Raw genomic sequence first — 16,896 nt, forward strand, 5'->3', positions numbered from 1 at the left:
TTTCTTTTCGCCGATTGCAGCTTGATCCATAAACATAACAACACCGTACGCTAGGAAAGCGTACGGTGCTGTTGTCACATAAAAATCCTAAATTAGCTTTTAGACATCGCGAGCGTAATAATATCATGCGCCTGGATCAAGTCAGTGCTGATGCGAGCCTTTACCAGCTCATGAAGATGCTTATCCTTGTTCAAATCCTTCTTAAATTTATCAATCTCTTTCAGTAATTTATCGAGCTTCGATTTCTTTTTACCTTTATTCCAGTTTTTGTCGACATTTTGCATCATCTTATTCAGCTCTTTTTTATATTTTTCAGCATCCTTTACCCTCATGCCTTGACCTGGAACATACAGACTATCTATTTTGCGAATAATTTCGCTGTAGATTAATTTCACTGCCTTATCCGGTTCACGCCCTATCGTAACAGCGGCGTCTTTAAATACGCCTTCGCGAAGCGCTTCGTCGTAGCCGATTTTAAACAAGGTTTCGTATTCAAAAATAGCTACTCCATTAGCCGGATGTACAAAGCCGTCAGCATCCGCAGCTTCTCGTACCGCATCGATCTGCTCTACCAGCATCTCCTTGGATGAACCGATATAGGCAGCAAGGCCGGTCATAACAGCTGCTTTGCCCTTGGCGAATTTGAGCGCATCAATCGTATCCTTGACCGGCAGCTCCGTGCCCGGATTGTAGGTCATAATGCCAATATTATCAAGGCAACTCCGCTCTATCCAGTTAATGGCATCCTGATAAAGCTCGGACTTGGCACGCGGATAATTCGGCCATACAGCAGCCGAGAACTCTAGATCAGCGTTCCCTTCTTTAACAGCATCTGCGATATTGTACAGCACCTGATTAATTAAATTCACACGGAATTCATTCCATTTTTTATATAAGGGATCATCAGCCGCCAGAACCAGCGGATCTTTTCCAGTTTGCTGCTTGAATAAGTCGCGGCTGATTGACTCATAACCCGGATCCTGCCCTGGATAATACGGGTCTTCAGATGGATAGCGTACATAGTCAACCTGAATACCGTCCACATCATACTTTTCAGCGATTTCACGATAAACACCGGCTAACCAGCTCATCGCTTCCGGATGGGACGGACTTAAGAAATAAAAATGCACGTATGCACTGTCGCGGAACAAATGCTTGCCTTGCTTATTGGCCATTAGCCAGCCGTTCTTATACATATCCCATGTCTCCGCGTAAGATGAATCATCTGTCGCTTCTTGCTCGCGCGGCAGAGCCATATGCTGCGGAGGACGGACAAACAACGTTTTGCCCCAAGCATGAATCTCGATATTCCGCTTCTTCCCTTCCTCAACATACGTTCCCAGCACGTCCAGTCCATTGAAAGCCGGATTTAACGTAACGAGTCCATTGCTGCTTGGAAAAATAAAATGACCATCATAGTCGATTTCAACATATAGCTTATTGATGTTTACGGACAGCAAATCATCCAGAACCTTCTCAATCTCGGCACGCGACTTCTCCACTGGGCGAATCCAAGCAGCCCGATCCTCCACCCGTCGCGATTCAAATGTTCGATAATAAGCAATCTGGCTTGCTGCTTCTGCCTCTCGCAATAGCACCATGCCGGCCCGGAATTGCTTTGCTTCCATCAAACTTGCCGCTACTGAAATTTTCTGCTCAGCTTCTGAAATTTTCTCTCGCACAGCAGCTTTATCCATATCTCTGAACTGCTGATTGGCTGTCTCTAAAGCCTGCTCAGCAGCATGAACGCGGTGCTGTTCCCGTGCAACGAAAGCATCCGGCTTATACTGTACAGTTACGCTGCCGAGCTCGCCATCCCAGTGAGCATACCCTCCGATTTTCCCTAGACGCTGCAGAAAGTCTGCTTTCACGCCATGTCCCGACAGCACAAAGCCATTATCCGGTATGACCGAATTGTTGCCGCCGGCAGACATAATCCGACCGGTATGATCAACGGCAATCTCATAGCCGTATGGGTTCGTGCCAGTAGCAGGCTGGCCATAGGCTGAAGTATATACAATGAGCTGATCAGCACCGCGAAAACCAGGATAGGGGGCATTATTCGCATAATCCCATCCGGAAGGATTGTCTTCGTGCTTCGTTGGATTGACCGCATCCGTAGCGATGCGGCCTGCACCATACATAGGCACATTATCTAGCACGATATCCACGACGCTTTGACTCTCCATCGCTTCCCTGGCAGCCGTACGAACAGCTTGCAAATAGGGGCTGTCAATGTGAATTGAAAGTACTACTCCATTGCTTGGAATTGGCGAATTATTGCCTTGCGGCTGACTTGGATTATAGTCATCAAAACGAGTAATCAGCCCGTCAATGACAGTCAGCTCGATTCCATACGGATTCGTGCCAGTCTCCTTCCACGGAAATTGATTGTTGAACAACGCAACAGCTGCTGCTGTCCGGACAGCAGGATTTACAGCAGTTATAGGAATGGTCACATTTTGAATCGTAAAATATTGCTCTGGATAATAGACAGGCTCATAGCCCGTCAATACTAAAGACTGACCAATGGTGAATGCTTCGAGCTCGGAACGCGCTGAGCCCATAGCAGAAATAACATAGCCATTAGGCGGAATATAGCTGCCGTTAGCATCCTCCTCGACTATATCCACAATCGTTCCATTTGCGACAATCAATTCGAGCAGCTGATCCTCCAAGCCAAAAGGAGCGGTGCTTTCGCCAAAATCTCTGCTGAACAAGCCGATACTTCCATCGGCCCTTGCTTCATTTATATAATCGATGACGATTGATGCTCCGTCCGGCGCGCTTATAACAACTTTATTTTGCTGCGCGTAGCCCTCCATTGACCCTATTAGTGAAAATAGCAATACAAATATCATAGTGAGCGCAATGCTTTTCTTCATCATAAATAAAGCCCCTTTCTAATCTTATAATAACCAATCTTCCAATAAAGTTAATCCTGCTATTTTATTGCTAATACTGGAAATATACAATAGAATGGTAGAAACTACAGATCATAGCTAAAGGTGAGCAGATATATGGAACAAGTGAAATGGAAGGAAACCGATGTTATCTATTATTCTTCTCGCAAATATCTAGATCAAAATGAACACTGTAAACTGTACAAAATCGATCATACCTGGGGCAGCATACAAAATCATATTCATGACTATTTTCAAATTTGGTTTGTTAAAAAAGGCGAATTTATGCATGCGATTGAAAACCAGCCATTATATAAAATGGTAAAAGGAAATATCTTTCTTATTCCTCCCTATACGATGCACCGCGTGGAGATTGAAGCTGGAGGCATATTTGAAATTATCGGCTGTGAATTTATGCCTGAAGCGATTACTGAGCATCAACCAGGTATTGAAAGCGATTACAATATTTCTATGCTTTCCTATTTAAAACCTTTCTGGATGGAGGTTAAGCAGCTAAAGACTAAAATTCCGCTTATTGGAAAATCAGATAAATGGGCTGAAACGATGCTGGAAGAAATGTTCGCAGAATTTGCGGCCAAGCCCCCATTTTACAATGTGTATTTAAAGGGCTGTCTGCTGCAGCTGTTCCCGTGCTGGGTGAAAGAAAGGTTAGCACCATGCCGCAAATGACTACGGTTGAAATAAAATAAGGCAAATAGCTGATGGTTTGCGTGACCTTTTTAAAGGTTAATTGTTTGATCTCATTAAACAGCAGGGCAAGAATGATAGGCACCGGAAAGCCAAAAATAAGACTGTAGATGTTTAGCAGCAGCGTATTTCGCAGAATGCGAGGAAAATAAGGATCATTAAACAGCAGCATGAAGTTTTTAACGCCGACCCAGTCGCTTCCTGCCATTCCTTTGACGATATTGAATTTTTGAAACGCAATTAAAATACCGTACATGGGCCAGTAAGCAAAAATGGCATACCAAATCAGCACTGGAAGAAACATAAGATAAATCCACTTGTTTTTGGAAAGCTCGGCTGCCCTTTCTTTCCATTTGCTCGTCCTGCGCAGCAGATTATTGTTCAAACCAATCCCCCCAAATTGTTATCAGCTAAAGTGAAAGCGGATACATCAATTATAGTAATTGGCTATCTTGAAAAATATTAATTTAGTCCATTCCTATTGGATAATTGTTCAATCGTTCATACCATTAAGTTGTAAGCTGCATAAAAATAAAAAAGGTGACTTTTCATTCTATTCAGAATGAAAAATCTCCTTTTAGCGTCCATTTCCAGTCACTCAATAATTTTCAAAATATCATTTAACTTATAGATTTCATAGGTCGGCTTTATACCAGTATCGTTTTCCTTACGCAGTGGATTGTACCAGCAGGTATCGATTCCATAATTTATACCTCCCTGAATATCAGAAGTTAAAGAATCACCTACAATTAAAACCTTCTCTTTATCTGTTATCTTGAGTTTGGAAAATGCGTAATCAAAAATTCTAGTATCTGGCTTTTGAAAGCCTGCTTCTTCCGATATAATCAACTGCTCAAAAGTGTTATGAAGAGGAGAGCTGCCGATTCTTGCTCTCTGAACATTCGCATATCCATTTGTAATTACAGCAAGCCGGCACCCGGCAAGATTGCCGCATATTTCAACAGCTCCTTGCATCAGATACGCTTGCCTGCCCAAATTTTCAAGGTATGCGCTGCTGAACTTATCAGCATCGATCTCAAGCTTAGACTCAAGAAACAGTCTTCGGAATCTCTCTACGCCCAGTGCAGACAGAGTCGTAAGCCCCTGCTCCAAATCACCCCAAAGCACTTTGCTGATCTCTTTATATTTGGCTTCATAATCCGCCAATCCCGTAGGTATTCCGAACGCTACAAAGGTGTTATGCAAGGCATTTTTTTGTGACATGCTAAAATCGAACAATGTATCATCAACGTCAAACAATATAATTTCGTATTTCATGATTGCCTCCAATTTTTCAAGTTCCGCACAATACTATTTTAGCGTTACCGATGAAATATAGGAACAGACTGCTCAAAATGCTGAATGACGAGCCTGTTGACAAAGAGCGAATATATGTCACGCTTGTGAAAGGGGAATCCGTGGGAAGAAAAGCTTGATCAGCAGGAGGAGAGGCAATCTTCTCTTGTACTGTTATGCTGCGGCAACTCTAAGGTTGCCCAAATGAATCGACATGGTCACACATTCCGCTATTCGGCTCCAAGTAGGGCTTTTTCTGCGATTTATGGATCAATAACGGAACGTCTGTCACTTTACCTCCTCAAAACTGCGATTTTGGACGTATTAGCGGAACGTCTGACCAGCTAGAGAAACAGGCGGCAATCCGAGGCAAGCGTTTAGAACCTTATAGGTCAGCTTTAGCCTAAAACATAAGTTTCACTACATCCAAACAATCAATGGCCAATATTACTCTACAAATTGTAGGTTTCTCTACAAACATTACTCTAAATACACAGGTTTCACTAGAAGAGCCAGCAGCATAGCACCGCCGGCTTCTTAAATTTATAATACCAATGTCTTAAGCACCGGCTCGAGTGCATTAGCCATTCTAAGAAAGCCCAGATCTGTTGGATGCGAGCCGTCTACCGTGCTTTCGAAGAAATCGTCATCACCCAGCGATTTGGAGCCCTCAAAAAAGTAAATATTCAAGTCGCCCTGCTCACGCCGTTCCTTGACGAGCTCCTTCTCGAACTGCATGCGCTCCATTCTCATTTCATTTAAATGAGGAGTGAGCTGTTCACGCGCGTAAGGTATCCGAGAAACGATCAAAATCGGTGTCAACGGATGAGCCTCTCTATAAATTTTTATAAATTCAGGAAGCGTTTGACGAAATAGCTCCGTGCTTACACAGTTCCCCTCGTAGTCAACGACCAAACATGCCGGATTATCAATTTGGGCAATGATTTCTGCTACCTCCGGCTCCCCCTTGCCATTGCCTGAAAAGCCAAGATTGAGAAACTCGAGCGGAATTCTGCGGCTTAGTATGTTGGTGTACATCATTCCAGGCCGTGATGCGCAGCCCCCTTGTGTAATGGACGTGCCATAGACGATTACTTTTTTATCGGAAACATAGCTTGGAGCAGCAAGCAATGTCGCATTTTCATCCAAACCTATTGATATTTCCTCGACTCCTTGATAGAGCGGCAAGCTTAGGCATACGTTACGCATCGTTGCGGTCCAGTTGGAAAAAAAGGCGCACTCATACTCAGTCTGCGTGTGATCATATATGGTTGTATTGCCATATTTTCGTGGAATGATAGTATCCGGGGAATCGACATAGCAATCAACGCCGCATTGCCCTGTCGCTGGCATATGGGCCATATCTGCTTTCCCTGTCAATTTCACTCTTATCGATATGGACGTCGAATCCGTCTGAAAACGAATTTGTCCCCCTGCAGTATGATTAGCCAGATGCTCTACAGCTTCTGGAACTGCGCCAGGCGGCAGCGTCGGCAGTCTGCGATACTTTCTTTCCTGAGCAAACCAGGCAAAGCCTGCAATTTGAAACGGCTCATCCATAGGCGAATACCAGCGAATATTACCTTCCAGCTTTGCTTTCGGACGCATTTTTCTATCATATTGCTGGAGCAATTTCTCTTTCCTTGTTTCCACGTCTCTCATCCTTCCAAAAAATAATAAACCCCACAAATTAATCAATTTAATTGATTAATTGAACGATAATATATCTATAATAGCACAAATATTTGAAATAGTGTTTATTAGACTATATAAAGACATAGAAATTATCGTCAAATTAAATAGTCAATTCATTTTACAATTCAAATATGAAGTATTTAATACAGGCTGGATCGCTTTGAACAATAAAAAGAAGCCTTTCCTTGGCTGAATAAAACTGCGGGCATTCATTCAAGGAAGGCTTCTTCTGTTCTTTTATACTAAGTTCTGCGCATATATGCCCGCACCGTCAGCGGAGCGAATACAGCAACGATAACAGCAGCGCCGATTAATGAAATAACAAGATCGCTGCCGACTGTTCCATTGTTGGCCAGCTCCCTTACTGCAGTGACCAAATGCGAAATTGGGTTAATGTTTACAAACCACTGCAACCATTTCGGCATTGTTTCTACAGGGACGTAAGCATTCGATAAAAAGGTCAACGGGAATAATATGATCATGGATATCCCTTGAACGCTTGATGCTGTTCGCGCAATCACGCCAAAAAAGGCAAAAATCCAGCTGACAGCCCAGGAACAAATGATGACAAGCAGCCCCGATATTGCAACGAAACCAATTCCGCTCTCCGGACGATAGCCCATTACATAGCCCATAACAAGCGTAAGCACTGTTGCAATCGCATAACGGACTGTATCGGCCAGCAATGCTCCGGCTAATGGAGAGATCCGGGCGATCGGCAATGACTTGAATCGGTCAAATACCCCTTTGTCCATATCCTCGCGCAGCTGTACGCCAGTAACGATTGATGTTGTAATAACGGTTTGCACCAAAATGCCGGGAATAATAATCGGCAAGTACGCTTGCACATTTCCGGATATCGCACCGCCAAAAATATACGTAAACATAAGCGTAAAAATGATCGGCTGAAATGTAACGTCAAACAATTGCTCGGGCGTGCGCTTAATTTTGAGCAATCCACGGTAAGCCATCGTAAACGAATTGCGCACTGACTGACTAAAACTTGTTCTTTTTCGTAATGAATATAAGGCTTCTTGCTTCACTGATGAGCTGCTCATACCCGCACCTCCTCTAGGACTGAATGTCCGGACACAGCCGGCTCCTCCTCTTTTACACCCTGGCCTGTAATGGATAAAAACACTTCATCCAGTGTCGGCTTTTGCACACTGATCTCCGCAAGCTGAATGCCCTTCGCACGAAGCGCCACTAGCAGATCAGTAACAAGGTCAGCATCAGCCATTGGCGCAGTAATCCTGCCTGCTTCCGAAGAAACATTTGCACGAACGTTAAGCACCTTCTCTACCAGCTGCCTGGCACCTGCAATATCAAGCGGATTTAATGTTCTTAGATGCAGCGACGAGCTGCCGACCGAGGCTTTCAACTCATCTACCGTGCCTTCAGCCACAACCTTACCGCGATCAATAACGGCTATTCGGTCTGCCAGTTGGTCAGCCTCATCCAAATATTGCGTTGTCAAAAGCACCGTTGATCCTGACTTTACCAGCTTGCGGATTGTTTCCCACATCTGAGCCCGCGTGCGCGGATCAAGCCCTGTCGTCGGTTCGTCCAGAAAAATTAACGGCGGCTGAGCGATTAGACTTGCAGCCAAATCCAACCTGCGGCGCATACCCCCGGAAAAGTTTTTCAATGGACGCTTGGCTGCCTCAGATAAGCCGAATTCCTCCAGCAGATCAGCTGCTTTCCGCTTTGCATCGGTACGGCTAAGTCCAAGTAAACGGGAAAAAATAATTAAATTTTCCGTTGCACTAAGCGACTCGTCAACAGACGCGTATTGCCCAGTTACTCCAATTAACTGGCGCACGATCTGCGCTTCTTTTACAGCATCATATCCAAATATACGGGCTGAGCCGGCATCTGCTCGCAATAAGGTCGCCAGCATGCGAATAGTCGTCGTCTTGCCTGCTCCATTCGGACCAAGCACGCCATAAATCGATCCCGTCCGAACCTGTAAGTCTACACCGTCTACCGCACGGTTATCACCAAAATGTTTAACAAGTCCACGGGCATCAACTGCCCATTCACATCGATCAGCAATTGATTTTCTAAATTTACTGTCCACTTCCATTCCTCCTTACATAGAGATGAACCATAGTACATTCATTTGTATTGTAAATAAATTCAAAATGCGATTAAACCTTCTGAGGAACGGAATCTGTTCCGTCTTGAGACTGAGTAAGCTCCATTTTTAGTGCTAATCTAAAACTTCCTCAATATAATGTATCGATCGATATGTATCTAACGTTATATTTTGGTGCGGATTGTAAAAGGTCAGTCAGTGCAGCCACTATTTTGAGAGGAGACGTTTATCTTGGATAAAATAAATCAATATTTTTTAGATGAGCTAGTAAAAAAGGCAGTTAAAAAGGAAAACATTTGGGGGTTTGTCATTCGCGTTGAAAATACTGATCTTTCATTATCGCTAATGAGCAGCGGCGGAAATATCCAATCGGAGGATTATTACTTTATAGCTAGCGTTACGAAATTGTATGTGACAACTATTATATTGCAGCTGCGTGCTGCTGGCCGGCTCCAGCTTGACTATCCCATTAAGCAGTATCTTTCCTCAGATATTATGAGCGGGCTTCATATTAGAAAAGGTATTGACTATTCCAGCGATATTACGATCAGGCATCTCATGTCGAACACGACAGGCATTCGAAGCTATTTTACATTTGACATTATTGATCAGCTGGCAAGCGGCCATGATCAAATCTGGCCTCTCGAAAAAACACTGGATGCTATTAAACAAACAAAGCCCAGGTTCAAGCCTGGGCAAAAAGGTAGAGCGCTATATTCTGATACGAACTATCAATTGCTCGGAAAAATTATTGAAAATATTACAAATAAGCCTATTGGGGAAATGTTTAAACATAATATATTTGATCCCCTGCAATTGGAGAAAACTTATGTATACGAAAACATGCAAGACACGCGTCCCGTACCTTTATATTTTCAAAACCAGAAGGTCCACATTCCAAAGTATATGACCTCCGTAACCTCGGAAGGAGGCATTGTGTCCACTGCTCGTGATACGATGATATTTCTGAAAGCTTTTTTTAATGGACAGCTATTTTCTAAAAATGATCTTTCAGAATTGACCGCTCGCTGGAATTTGCTATTTGGGCCAGGTCTATTCTTCTATGGAACGGGCATTTCCAAGCAGCCTATTACTGCTTTCGATTTGAAGGACGGTCTGCTTGGCCATTGGGGCCAATCAGGCGCCTTTGCATTTTATCATCCTAAATCGGACTTATATTTTACAGGCACCGTCAATCAATTTTCTGGACATTCAACAGCAGCCCGTATGATGATTAAATTAATTAAGCAACAGCTAACATAACATCGGCGTAGTTGCAAGCTTTTATCTATCGAACAAGACGGTTTTTAACCGCATCCGGCTCCTCCATTTTGGACCAAAACAATTTCAGTTCACTATGCAAATGCTCCAATTCATGGATCGAAATATTCAAATCTTTATAATTCCGAAGCACAGGCAGTATGTCCAAATAACCGTTAAAGCCGGCAGGACGGTGTGCATGCTCCTCTCCTGCCCGCTCTGCCGCCTGCTGATGTGCCGGGATGCTAAGCGTCTGGTTGCTAATAAGCAATTGGCTTTTTTCCGATGCTAGAAAATCTACCAGCAGCTTGGCAGCATCCTTTTGCTTGGAATGCCGGCTGACAGCTAGCCCGGTAGCCAGCACAAAGGTGCTCGGCTCCGATTCATGCGGGATTGGAGCAATGCCATAAGCAAATGCAGCTTCCTTAAGCGCATGAAGAGCATAATAAGACGTAATGATCATCGCTGTTTTTTCATTTAGAAACATTTTCTCCGTATCCAGGTCTGCTTCGCTTAAAAACGCGGGAGACTCCCCCTGATTGTAAAATAAATCGCGAAAAGCCAACAAATGCTCCCACAGTAATTCACCGTTATAGCTATCTTTCGGATCATCCTCAAACGTAAAGCCGTTTTGCAGCAAATATATCGGAAAACGGTTGAGTGATGCAATATCGAGATAAAAACCGAGTGTATCAAGCTTTTTTTTAGTCATTCGCGCCGCATTGGACAAGTCTATCCATGTCCAGCTGCTATCGGGCTCAGCGATGCCGCTTCTAGCAAACATACCCTTGTTATAGCACAAAATGATAGGAGAAAAAATAAACGGCTTTACGTATAATTGCTCTTTTTCGGTAAACAGCGATGTTAAAAAAGAATAATGCTCCAATTGAGAAAACTGCGGTTCAAACAACTCCAGTTCCCCGCTTTCCGCCGCATGCAAAAAATCTTTATTGTTAATTGAAACGGCATCAACCCATCCGTTATGAATAAAATCACGTACTGTTTCCACATAATTGCGGTAAGGAAGCGATAACATTTCCACCTTGATGTGCGGATAGTGGCGGCGAAACAAATCGATTAAATCCAGCAGCGCGGCCTCATTTTCAAGCGAGGGATAATAGCCAAGCCTTATCGTAATGGTTTGAAATTCCTCAACAGCATTGACCATATTGCCAACTCTGGGAACCTTGGTCAGCAGCCCGTCTGCCACTAAAATATCAAGCGCCTTGCGCACTGACTTTCTGCTTATTTGATACTGCTCTGACAACGCAAGCTCTGACGGTATATATTCTCCGGCGGGCCGGATAGAAGTTAGTATCTCATGACGCAATGTGTCCAGCATATCATTATATCGCGTTTGGAAGGTAATGCGATCCGACTTATTACTCATGATTTTACTCCTTATCTAAATTATGTAATGTCCTTAAGAAGTGATTATATCATGATTAGCAAGCCGAAACGACTAGCTTATCACAGCACCTGTTACAGCATCAATATGTCGTTATTTCTGCTATCCCCCAAATGACATGATGTGGAAAATGATAAATTGACACTTCGTAAGAAAGCGGTTACGCTATGTTTGGATACCACAAGGATACCACATCATAAAAGTGTCTGGCTACAACAAAATGAAAGGAGAAGTCATTAGCTCTCTAATAACCTGAATCGAAAGGGGTATATTGCTATGAAATGGATGAAAAAAACAGCTTTTTTTATGTTATGTCTAAGTCTAATCCTGTCTGCCAGCATATTATCAAGCACTGTTCATGCGACAGATGACGCCGTACAGGAAATTGTAGAAGTAGAAACTGGAGAGACACCTGAAACTGAAGCTACAGAATCTGAAGTTATAGAAACTGAACTTATAGAAGCTGAAGTTACAGAAACAGAAACTACAGAAACAAACACTGCGGAATTCTTTTCTGCTGCCATGGAAACCGTCTTTCCTGTACCTAATAGCAGTTTTGAGGATAACGGACCAGGGACTGCTGTGCCAAGCAGCTGGACTCTGGTTACGTCGAGTACTGGAGAAGGGTTTTCATTCGAGGTTAGCGATAAGCAAAAATATGAAGGCAGTCATAGCTTGAAAATTATTGATCATTTTAACAATAAAACAATTGCTCTGCGCAGCAGCCCGGTTCCGATAACACCAGGACAATCATATAACGCTTCTGCGTTCATGTACTTTGAAGATGCCGGCTTTACAAACAACATGGCCAGCATCAGAATTCTTTTTAGTGACGAGAATAAAGTATTAATCAATATGCCTGAACAAGTCACTCACAATGAATCAAAACATGGAATACCCATTGGCGAATGGGTAAAAGTCGCATCGCCATCTATAGCTGCTCCTGCTAATGCAAGATATGCTCACGTACAGCTAAGCACAACAAACAGCGCAACTGCTGTTGTCTATTTTGACAACACTTCCATCGAACTGGCTGAACCTATAGGAACAAGCTTAAGAAACCCAGGCTTTGATCAAGGTATAGTCAATAATAAAATTCCTAATTGGTCTGATATTTCCCTGCCATCCGGAGATGAGCATTATGCTGCTGTTTCCGATAAAAATTATTATTCGGCTCCATACAGCTTGAAGATTTACGACCAGTTAAGAGATAAATCAGTCATAATGATAAGTGACCCTATAACCGTTACGCCTGGCGATTTCTATACAGGTGCCGGCAAGGTCTATCTCAATAACGATAGTACGGCAAGCATTACGGTGCGCTTCTATGATCAAAGCAATACACAACTCGATGTAGGTTCTCCTGAAATACATTATGAAACCGGTAAAGGCTTTCCTGTAGAGAAATGGACAGATATTACGACTCATCAGGTTACTGCGCCGGACAATGCAGCTTATGCAAGGCTGCTTGTGTATACGACTTCTTATGCAATTGCTGAAGCGTACTACGACGATTTGCAAATTTTGCACGCGCCCAACCCTTCACCCGCAAAGCTTATGCTTGCCGCTCCGAGTCAGTTAAATGCTGGAGATAGCTTTACAGTCACTCTCTCAGCCTCAAGAATTAAATCGCTGCAAAAGCTGGATGCAAGCTTGCACTATGACAGCCAGCTTCTGCAATATGAAGGCTTTACGCCGGAGCCTTACTTTGAGACAGAAGGCGCTTCATTAGAGGCTGCTAATTCTCCAGGCAAAGTAAACATATTAGCTTCTGCCAACGCAAGCCAGCCGCTGCCTGCCAGCTCGGATATTGTACAGCTTCAATTCAAGGCCGTTGGCGACACTGGGCAGGCCTGGATGGTGCTGGGTACGGATACGATGATGAATGACGTGCATCCGCTTCTGCAAAGCCAAACAATTCTCGTAAACATCGGCGATATCAGCTCAGGAAAGCTGGACAATAAACGATTCGGCAGCTATGAAGATCTGGGAGCTCCAATTGCAGATACAGTTGGCTTGTTTGACGGACGTACAGGTGTTGAGGATGGCATTAATGTCATGTATACAACGGTAAAAGGCATTCCGCCTATATTCCATGTTATTAATTTGGACAATAACACGCTTATTCGAAGTCTTCCGCTTGAAGGCGGCGGAGATGTTTGGAGTCATACTGTTGCGCCTAACGGTACCGTTTACATTGCTGCTGGCGACCAGCTTTGGGCATACTCTCCGAGCACGAAGCAAGTCGAAAAAGTATTTACGTTTAGCGGAGAAAAAGTATTCTGGGCACTCGATCATGATGAACACGGCAATATTTATATCGCCACCGGTCCCGGCGGCAAAATTATTAAGTATGATCCTGTTAACGATACAAGCCGCGATTATGGCCGATTGATGGGACGCATCAGCGAAGAATATGTACGTTCTATCGCTTATAGCAAAGGCTATATATATGGCGGGACGTCTGTGAACGAAATCCATAAAATAAATGTCGACACTGGCGAAAAGCAAGAGATTGCTGCACCGCTAAACGAAAAGGCTTATGTGTATGATTTAGATATCGTTGATGACAAGTACTTGATTGCCCGCTTCGACACTTCGCAAACGAGATATATTTACGATTTGGATAAGAATAAATGGCTGGATGTTAAAATTGAAAACAGCTCCTCCGGCTTGCATTTAACTAAAACATCTTTAAACGGTAAGATTTATATGCCGGTGAATGGGCAAATCCAAGCCTTCAACCTCAATACGCTTCAATTAGAGGAGCTGGGAACGCCGTACGGAACAGGCTTCCGAGGGGCAGATTGGGTAGAAATTGATGACCCCGACCTGCCTGGAGTCAGTCTTGTTACGATGAATTTCAGCGGCGGCTACACGTACTATAACGTGCAGACAAATAAAGTCAAGCAAATTGCCAACTTCCTTCCGCCTGCCCCGTCCATCACTCATATATTTGCGAAAGGAAACAACGGGAAAATTTATATTACAGGCATGCAGGCTTCAAAAGCAGCAGAATATGATGTTTTCAATCATGCCTTTAAATTAATTCCCATGGGGCAGGCAGGAAGCGTTACGCCATTTGAGGATAAAGTTTATTTTGGCGTTTACCCCCATGCGGAATTCGAAGTGTATGAGCCGGCAAACGGAAATAATCCAAAAAAGCTGTTTAACATCGGCGATGAACAGGATCGTCCGATACGCGGCATCGTTGGGGACGGGAAAATATTCGTTGCAAATATACCGGATTACTTAAAGCTGGGCGGAGCGATGATGGTATACGATCCAAAAGGGGAAGAGCCCGCTCAATCCTTCAAGGTTTATCGTAATATTGTCCAGGATCAGAGTATTATTTCACTCGCCTATAAAAACGGAATTATTTATGGATCCACGAACATTAATGGCGGGCTGAGCTCGCAAACTGTAGCTAAAGAAGCTAAAATCTTCGCTTGGGACGTAGAGAAAGAGCAAAAAATCGCAGAAATCTCCATTAACATTCCCGGGCTGAACAATCCCCCGTCTATTGGCGGGCTTAGTATTGGACCTGACGGCTTGCTTTGGGGCGGCGTGAATGGCTATGTATTTGCGATTGATCCTGCTTCAATGGCAATGGTTAAGTACAAAAATCTGTACCCGAGCGATAGCTCATGGGGACAATGGGGCTCCTTCCATGCAGAATGGTCGGATGGCGTTTTGTATATGCATTTGGGACGGAGACTGACAGCAATTGATCCAGTAACCTTAAATCATGTGAAGCTTGCTGATTCAGAAGCCTTTACGATTGGAGAGGACGGTCATATTTACTTCTCGCCGCATGCCGGTGTAACCCCAACTTCTAATCGTACACTTATGTATCGTATGAAAATTACCGATTTGACTCACCCGGGCAAGCTTAATATAAGCGCGCCGCTAAGCGTGAAGTCAGGCGAAACATTCGAGCTGTCTTTGTATGCCAATCAAGTAGTAAACTTGAATAGCGTAAAAGCTGATTTGAGCTATGATCCTGCCAAGCTGCAATTACTGTCTGTAACAGCAGATGCTCCGTTTTCTGATGAAGCTGCTCATTTTAATGCAGTCAATAATAACGGCTCTATCGCTATCACGGCTTCACTAGCTGAAGGCAATGTCATTACTGCAGATACTATAGTAGCGAAGCTGTCTTTTAAAGCGATTGCTGCCGCGCCTGCGACGAGCATTGTGCTGAAGGAAAGTTCTGCAAGTGCATTTGCCGGCGGTTCGGACATTGCACTTGGTGAAAATAAAGAAATAACAGTAGCCATTCAAGCTTCAACTGGGCCTGTTGATCCCGACCCTGGCAATCCTGATCCTGAAAATCCTAGTACGGCAGCTCCAAACATACCTGTAACTAAAGAGTATATTCAAATCGTTAGCAGCAACGATCTAAAAGCTTCCGGCGGCAAAGCTTCTATAGCGGTCGACGACGATAAAAATGAAGTTTGGCTGCCAGCTAATGCCTATGATCTGATTGGAGATGCCTTTGTCGAGTTAATCAGCAGCGCTATAACGGCCCGCATCGCGCCTGATACGCTCAAACAGCTGCAAGGCAAAATTGCAAATGAGCAGCTTGCTCAAGCACAAATTGCTTTTGCATTTCATCCTTTAGACAAGAAAAGCCAACAGCAAGCTGCAGCCAAAGCAGCAGCTGCCAATCAGAAGCTTAAAGTAAAGGAAGCAGGTCATGCTTATAAAATCGACTTATCTATCGTAACGAAAGATGGAAAACCTGCAGATACAACCGCATTTCATGCACAGCTGCAGCTTAGCTTCCCGATAGACGAACAAAATAACCGCAAATTGCTTGGCGTATATGCCATTGCAGAAGATGGAACATTAACGTACATTGGCGGCAAATTAGAAGGCGATATGATTACTGTTATATCAGTAAGCCAGGAACCTATGGCGTATTTGAATGGGATAAATCGTTCTCAGACATTGCAGCAGGCAGCTGGGCAGAAGCAGCGATCAAGCAAATGGCCGCCAGACATGTCGTTCAAGGCGTGAGCGAAACAAGCTTCGCACCGAACCAATCGATTACGAGAGCAGAATTTGCTGCATGGATCGTACGCGCCTTCCAGCTGCAGGCAACAACCGGCAATCCATTTACAGACGTCGCTCCCGGCGTATGGTATGAATCAGCCGTAACGGCTGCATACGAAGCCGGTATTATTAACGGCAAGGGCAATGGCAAATTTGCTCCAACACAATCAATCTCGAGAGAAGAAATGGCTGTTATGATTATAAGAGCCTACGAGCTGCAGTCTGGACAAAAAGCTGGTTCCAGCGATCATGCCGGCTTCTCGGATCAAGCTTCTATAAGTTCATGGGCAAGCAATTCCGCACGGGCTGCTCATGAGCTTGGATTGCTGCAGGGCCGCGGCAACAATACGTTTGTGCCAAAAGGATTGCTCACTAGAGCAGAGGGCATTCAAGTCATTGCTAATCTTATCAACCATTAAATAATCGATAATGCGAGAAAGGGATTGAGCCTATGCTCAACCCCTTAGCAA

The 16,896-nt window shown here is 43.9% G+C and carries 10 protein-coding genes; 4 read left to right on the top strand and 6 right to left on the bottom strand.

Annotation, left to right across the window (positions count from 1 at the left end; genetic code table 11):
• Positions 1 to 92: 92 nt before the first annotated feature.
• Positions 93 to 2,888, bottom strand: coding sequence for a glycoside hydrolase family 10 protein (locus tag V1L65_RS07105; protein ID WP_331698413.1), 2,796 nt, complete (start codon positions 2,886 to 2,888; stop codon positions 93 to 95).
• Between the two features lie 132 nt (positions 2,889 to 3,020).
• On the opposite strand from V1L65_RS07105, the gene V1L65_RS07110 reads away from it, so the two are divergent.
• On the top strand, positions 3,021 to 3,593 hold the full coding sequence (locus V1L65_RS07110) for an AraC family ligand binding domain-containing protein (protein WP_331698414.1): 573 nt from the start codon (positions 3,021 to 3,023) through the stop codon (positions 3,591 to 3,593).
• A 612-nt stretch (positions 3,594 to 4,205) separates the two neighbouring features.
• On the opposite strand, the gene V1L65_RS07115 is transcribed toward V1L65_RS07110, so the two are convergent.
• The 4 genes from V1L65_RS07115 to V1L65_RS07130 all read right to left on the bottom strand — a co-directional run bounded on the left by V1L65_RS07115 (position 4,206) and on the right by V1L65_RS07130 (position 8,682).
• On the bottom strand, positions 4,206 to 4,889 hold the full coding sequence (locus V1L65_RS07115; RefSeq protein ID WP_331698415.1) for a YjjG family noncanonical pyrimidine nucleotidase: 684 nt from the start codon (positions 4,887 to 4,889) through the stop codon (positions 4,206 to 4,208).
• Positions 4,890 to 5,450: 561 nt separating this feature from the next.
• Positions 5,451 to 6,569 (bottom strand): SGNH/GDSL hydrolase family protein, encoded by a 1,119-nt coding sequence (locus tag V1L65_RS07120; RefSeq protein WP_442955677.1) that lies wholly within the window; start codon positions 6,567 to 6,569, stop codon positions 5,451 to 5,453.
• Positions 6,570 to 6,844: 275 nt separating this feature from the next.
• Entirely contained in the window at positions 6,845 to 7,660 is an 816-nt protein-coding gene (locus tag V1L65_RS07125) for an ABC transporter permease (RefSeq protein ID WP_331698417.1), read from the bottom strand.
• Positions 7,657 to 8,682 carry an ATP-binding cassette domain-containing protein gene (locus tag V1L65_RS07130; RefSeq protein ID WP_331698418.1) on the bottom strand — a complete coding sequence of 342 codons (1,026 nt, stop codon included), beginning with the start codon at positions 8,680 to 8,682 and terminating at the stop codon, positions 7,657 to 7,659. Before V1L65_RS07130 ends, V1L65_RS07125 begins: the two co-directional genes overlap by 4 nt.
• A 249-nt stretch (positions 8,683 to 8,931) precedes the next feature.
• On the opposite strand from V1L65_RS07130, the gene V1L65_RS07135 reads away from it, so the two are divergent.
• Positions 8,932 to 9,963 carry a serine hydrolase domain-containing protein gene (locus V1L65_RS07135; protein ID WP_331698419.1) on the top strand — a complete coding sequence of 344 codons (1,032 nt, stop codon included), beginning with the start codon at positions 8,932 to 8,934 and terminating at the stop codon, positions 9,961 to 9,963.
• 25 nt (positions 9,964 to 9,988) lie between these two features.
• Here V1L65_RS07135 and V1L65_RS07140 read toward each other — a convergent pair whose 3' ends face one another.
• Positions 9,989 to 11,350, bottom strand: a complete 1,362-nt coding sequence (locus tag V1L65_RS07140; RefSeq protein WP_331698420.1) for an extracellular solute-binding protein — start codon at positions 11,348 to 11,350, stop codon at positions 9,989 to 9,991.
• A gap of 294 nt (positions 11,351 to 11,644) precedes the next feature.
• On the opposite strand from V1L65_RS07140, the gene V1L65_RS07145 reads away from it, so the two are divergent.
• Complete coding sequence (locus tag V1L65_RS07145) at positions 11,645 to 16,390, top strand: cohesin domain-containing protein (protein ID WP_331698421.1); 4,746 nt, start codon at positions 11,645 to 11,647, stop codon at positions 16,388 to 16,390.
• Complete coding sequence (locus V1L65_RS07150) at positions 16,360 to 16,845, top strand: S-layer homology domain-containing protein (protein ID WP_331698422.1); 486 nt, start codon at positions 16,360 to 16,362, stop codon at positions 16,843 to 16,845. Before V1L65_RS07145 ends, V1L65_RS07150 begins: the two co-directional genes overlap by 31 nt.
• Positions 16,846 to 16,896 lie beyond the last annotated feature (51 nt).

The sequence above is a fragment of the Paenibacillus sp. IITD108 genome (assembly GCF_036541265.1).
Lineage (GTDB): Bacteria > Bacillota > Bacilli > Paenibacillales > Paenibacillaceae > Pristimantibacillus.

Excerpts from the sequence above, each read along its gene's own strand:
- V1L65_RS07140 (WP_331698420.1), bottom strand. The coding sequence starts at position 11,350 with ATGAGTAATAAGTCGGATCGCATTACCTTCCAAACGCGATATAATGAT.
- V1L65_RS07110 (WP_331698414.1), top strand. The coding sequence starts at position 3,021 with ATGGAACAAGTGAAATGGAAGGAAACCGATGTTATCTATTATTCTTCT.
- V1L65_RS07125 (WP_331698417.1), bottom strand. The coding sequence starts at position 7,660 with ATGAGCAGCTCATCAGTGAAGCAAGAAGCCTTATATTCATTACGAAAA.
- V1L65_RS07120 (WP_442955677.1), bottom strand. The coding sequence starts at position 6,569 with ATGAGAGACGTGGAAACAAGGAAAGAGAAATTGCTCCAGCAATATGAT.
- V1L65_RS07115 (WP_331698415.1), bottom strand. The coding sequence starts at position 4,889 with ATGAAATACGAAATTATATTGTTTGACGTTGATGATACATTGTTCGAT.
- V1L65_RS07150 (WP_331698422.1), top strand. The coding sequence starts at position 16,360 with ATGGCCGCCAGACATGTCGTTCAAGGCGTGAGCGAAACAAGCTTCGCA.
- V1L65_RS07105 (WP_331698413.1), bottom strand. The coding sequence starts at position 2,888 with ATGATGAAGAAAAGCATTGCGCTCACTATGATATTTGTATTGCTATTT.
- V1L65_RS07145 (WP_331698421.1), top strand. The coding sequence starts at position 11,645 with ATGAAATGGATGAAAAAAACAGCTTTTTTTATGTTATGTCTAAGTCTA.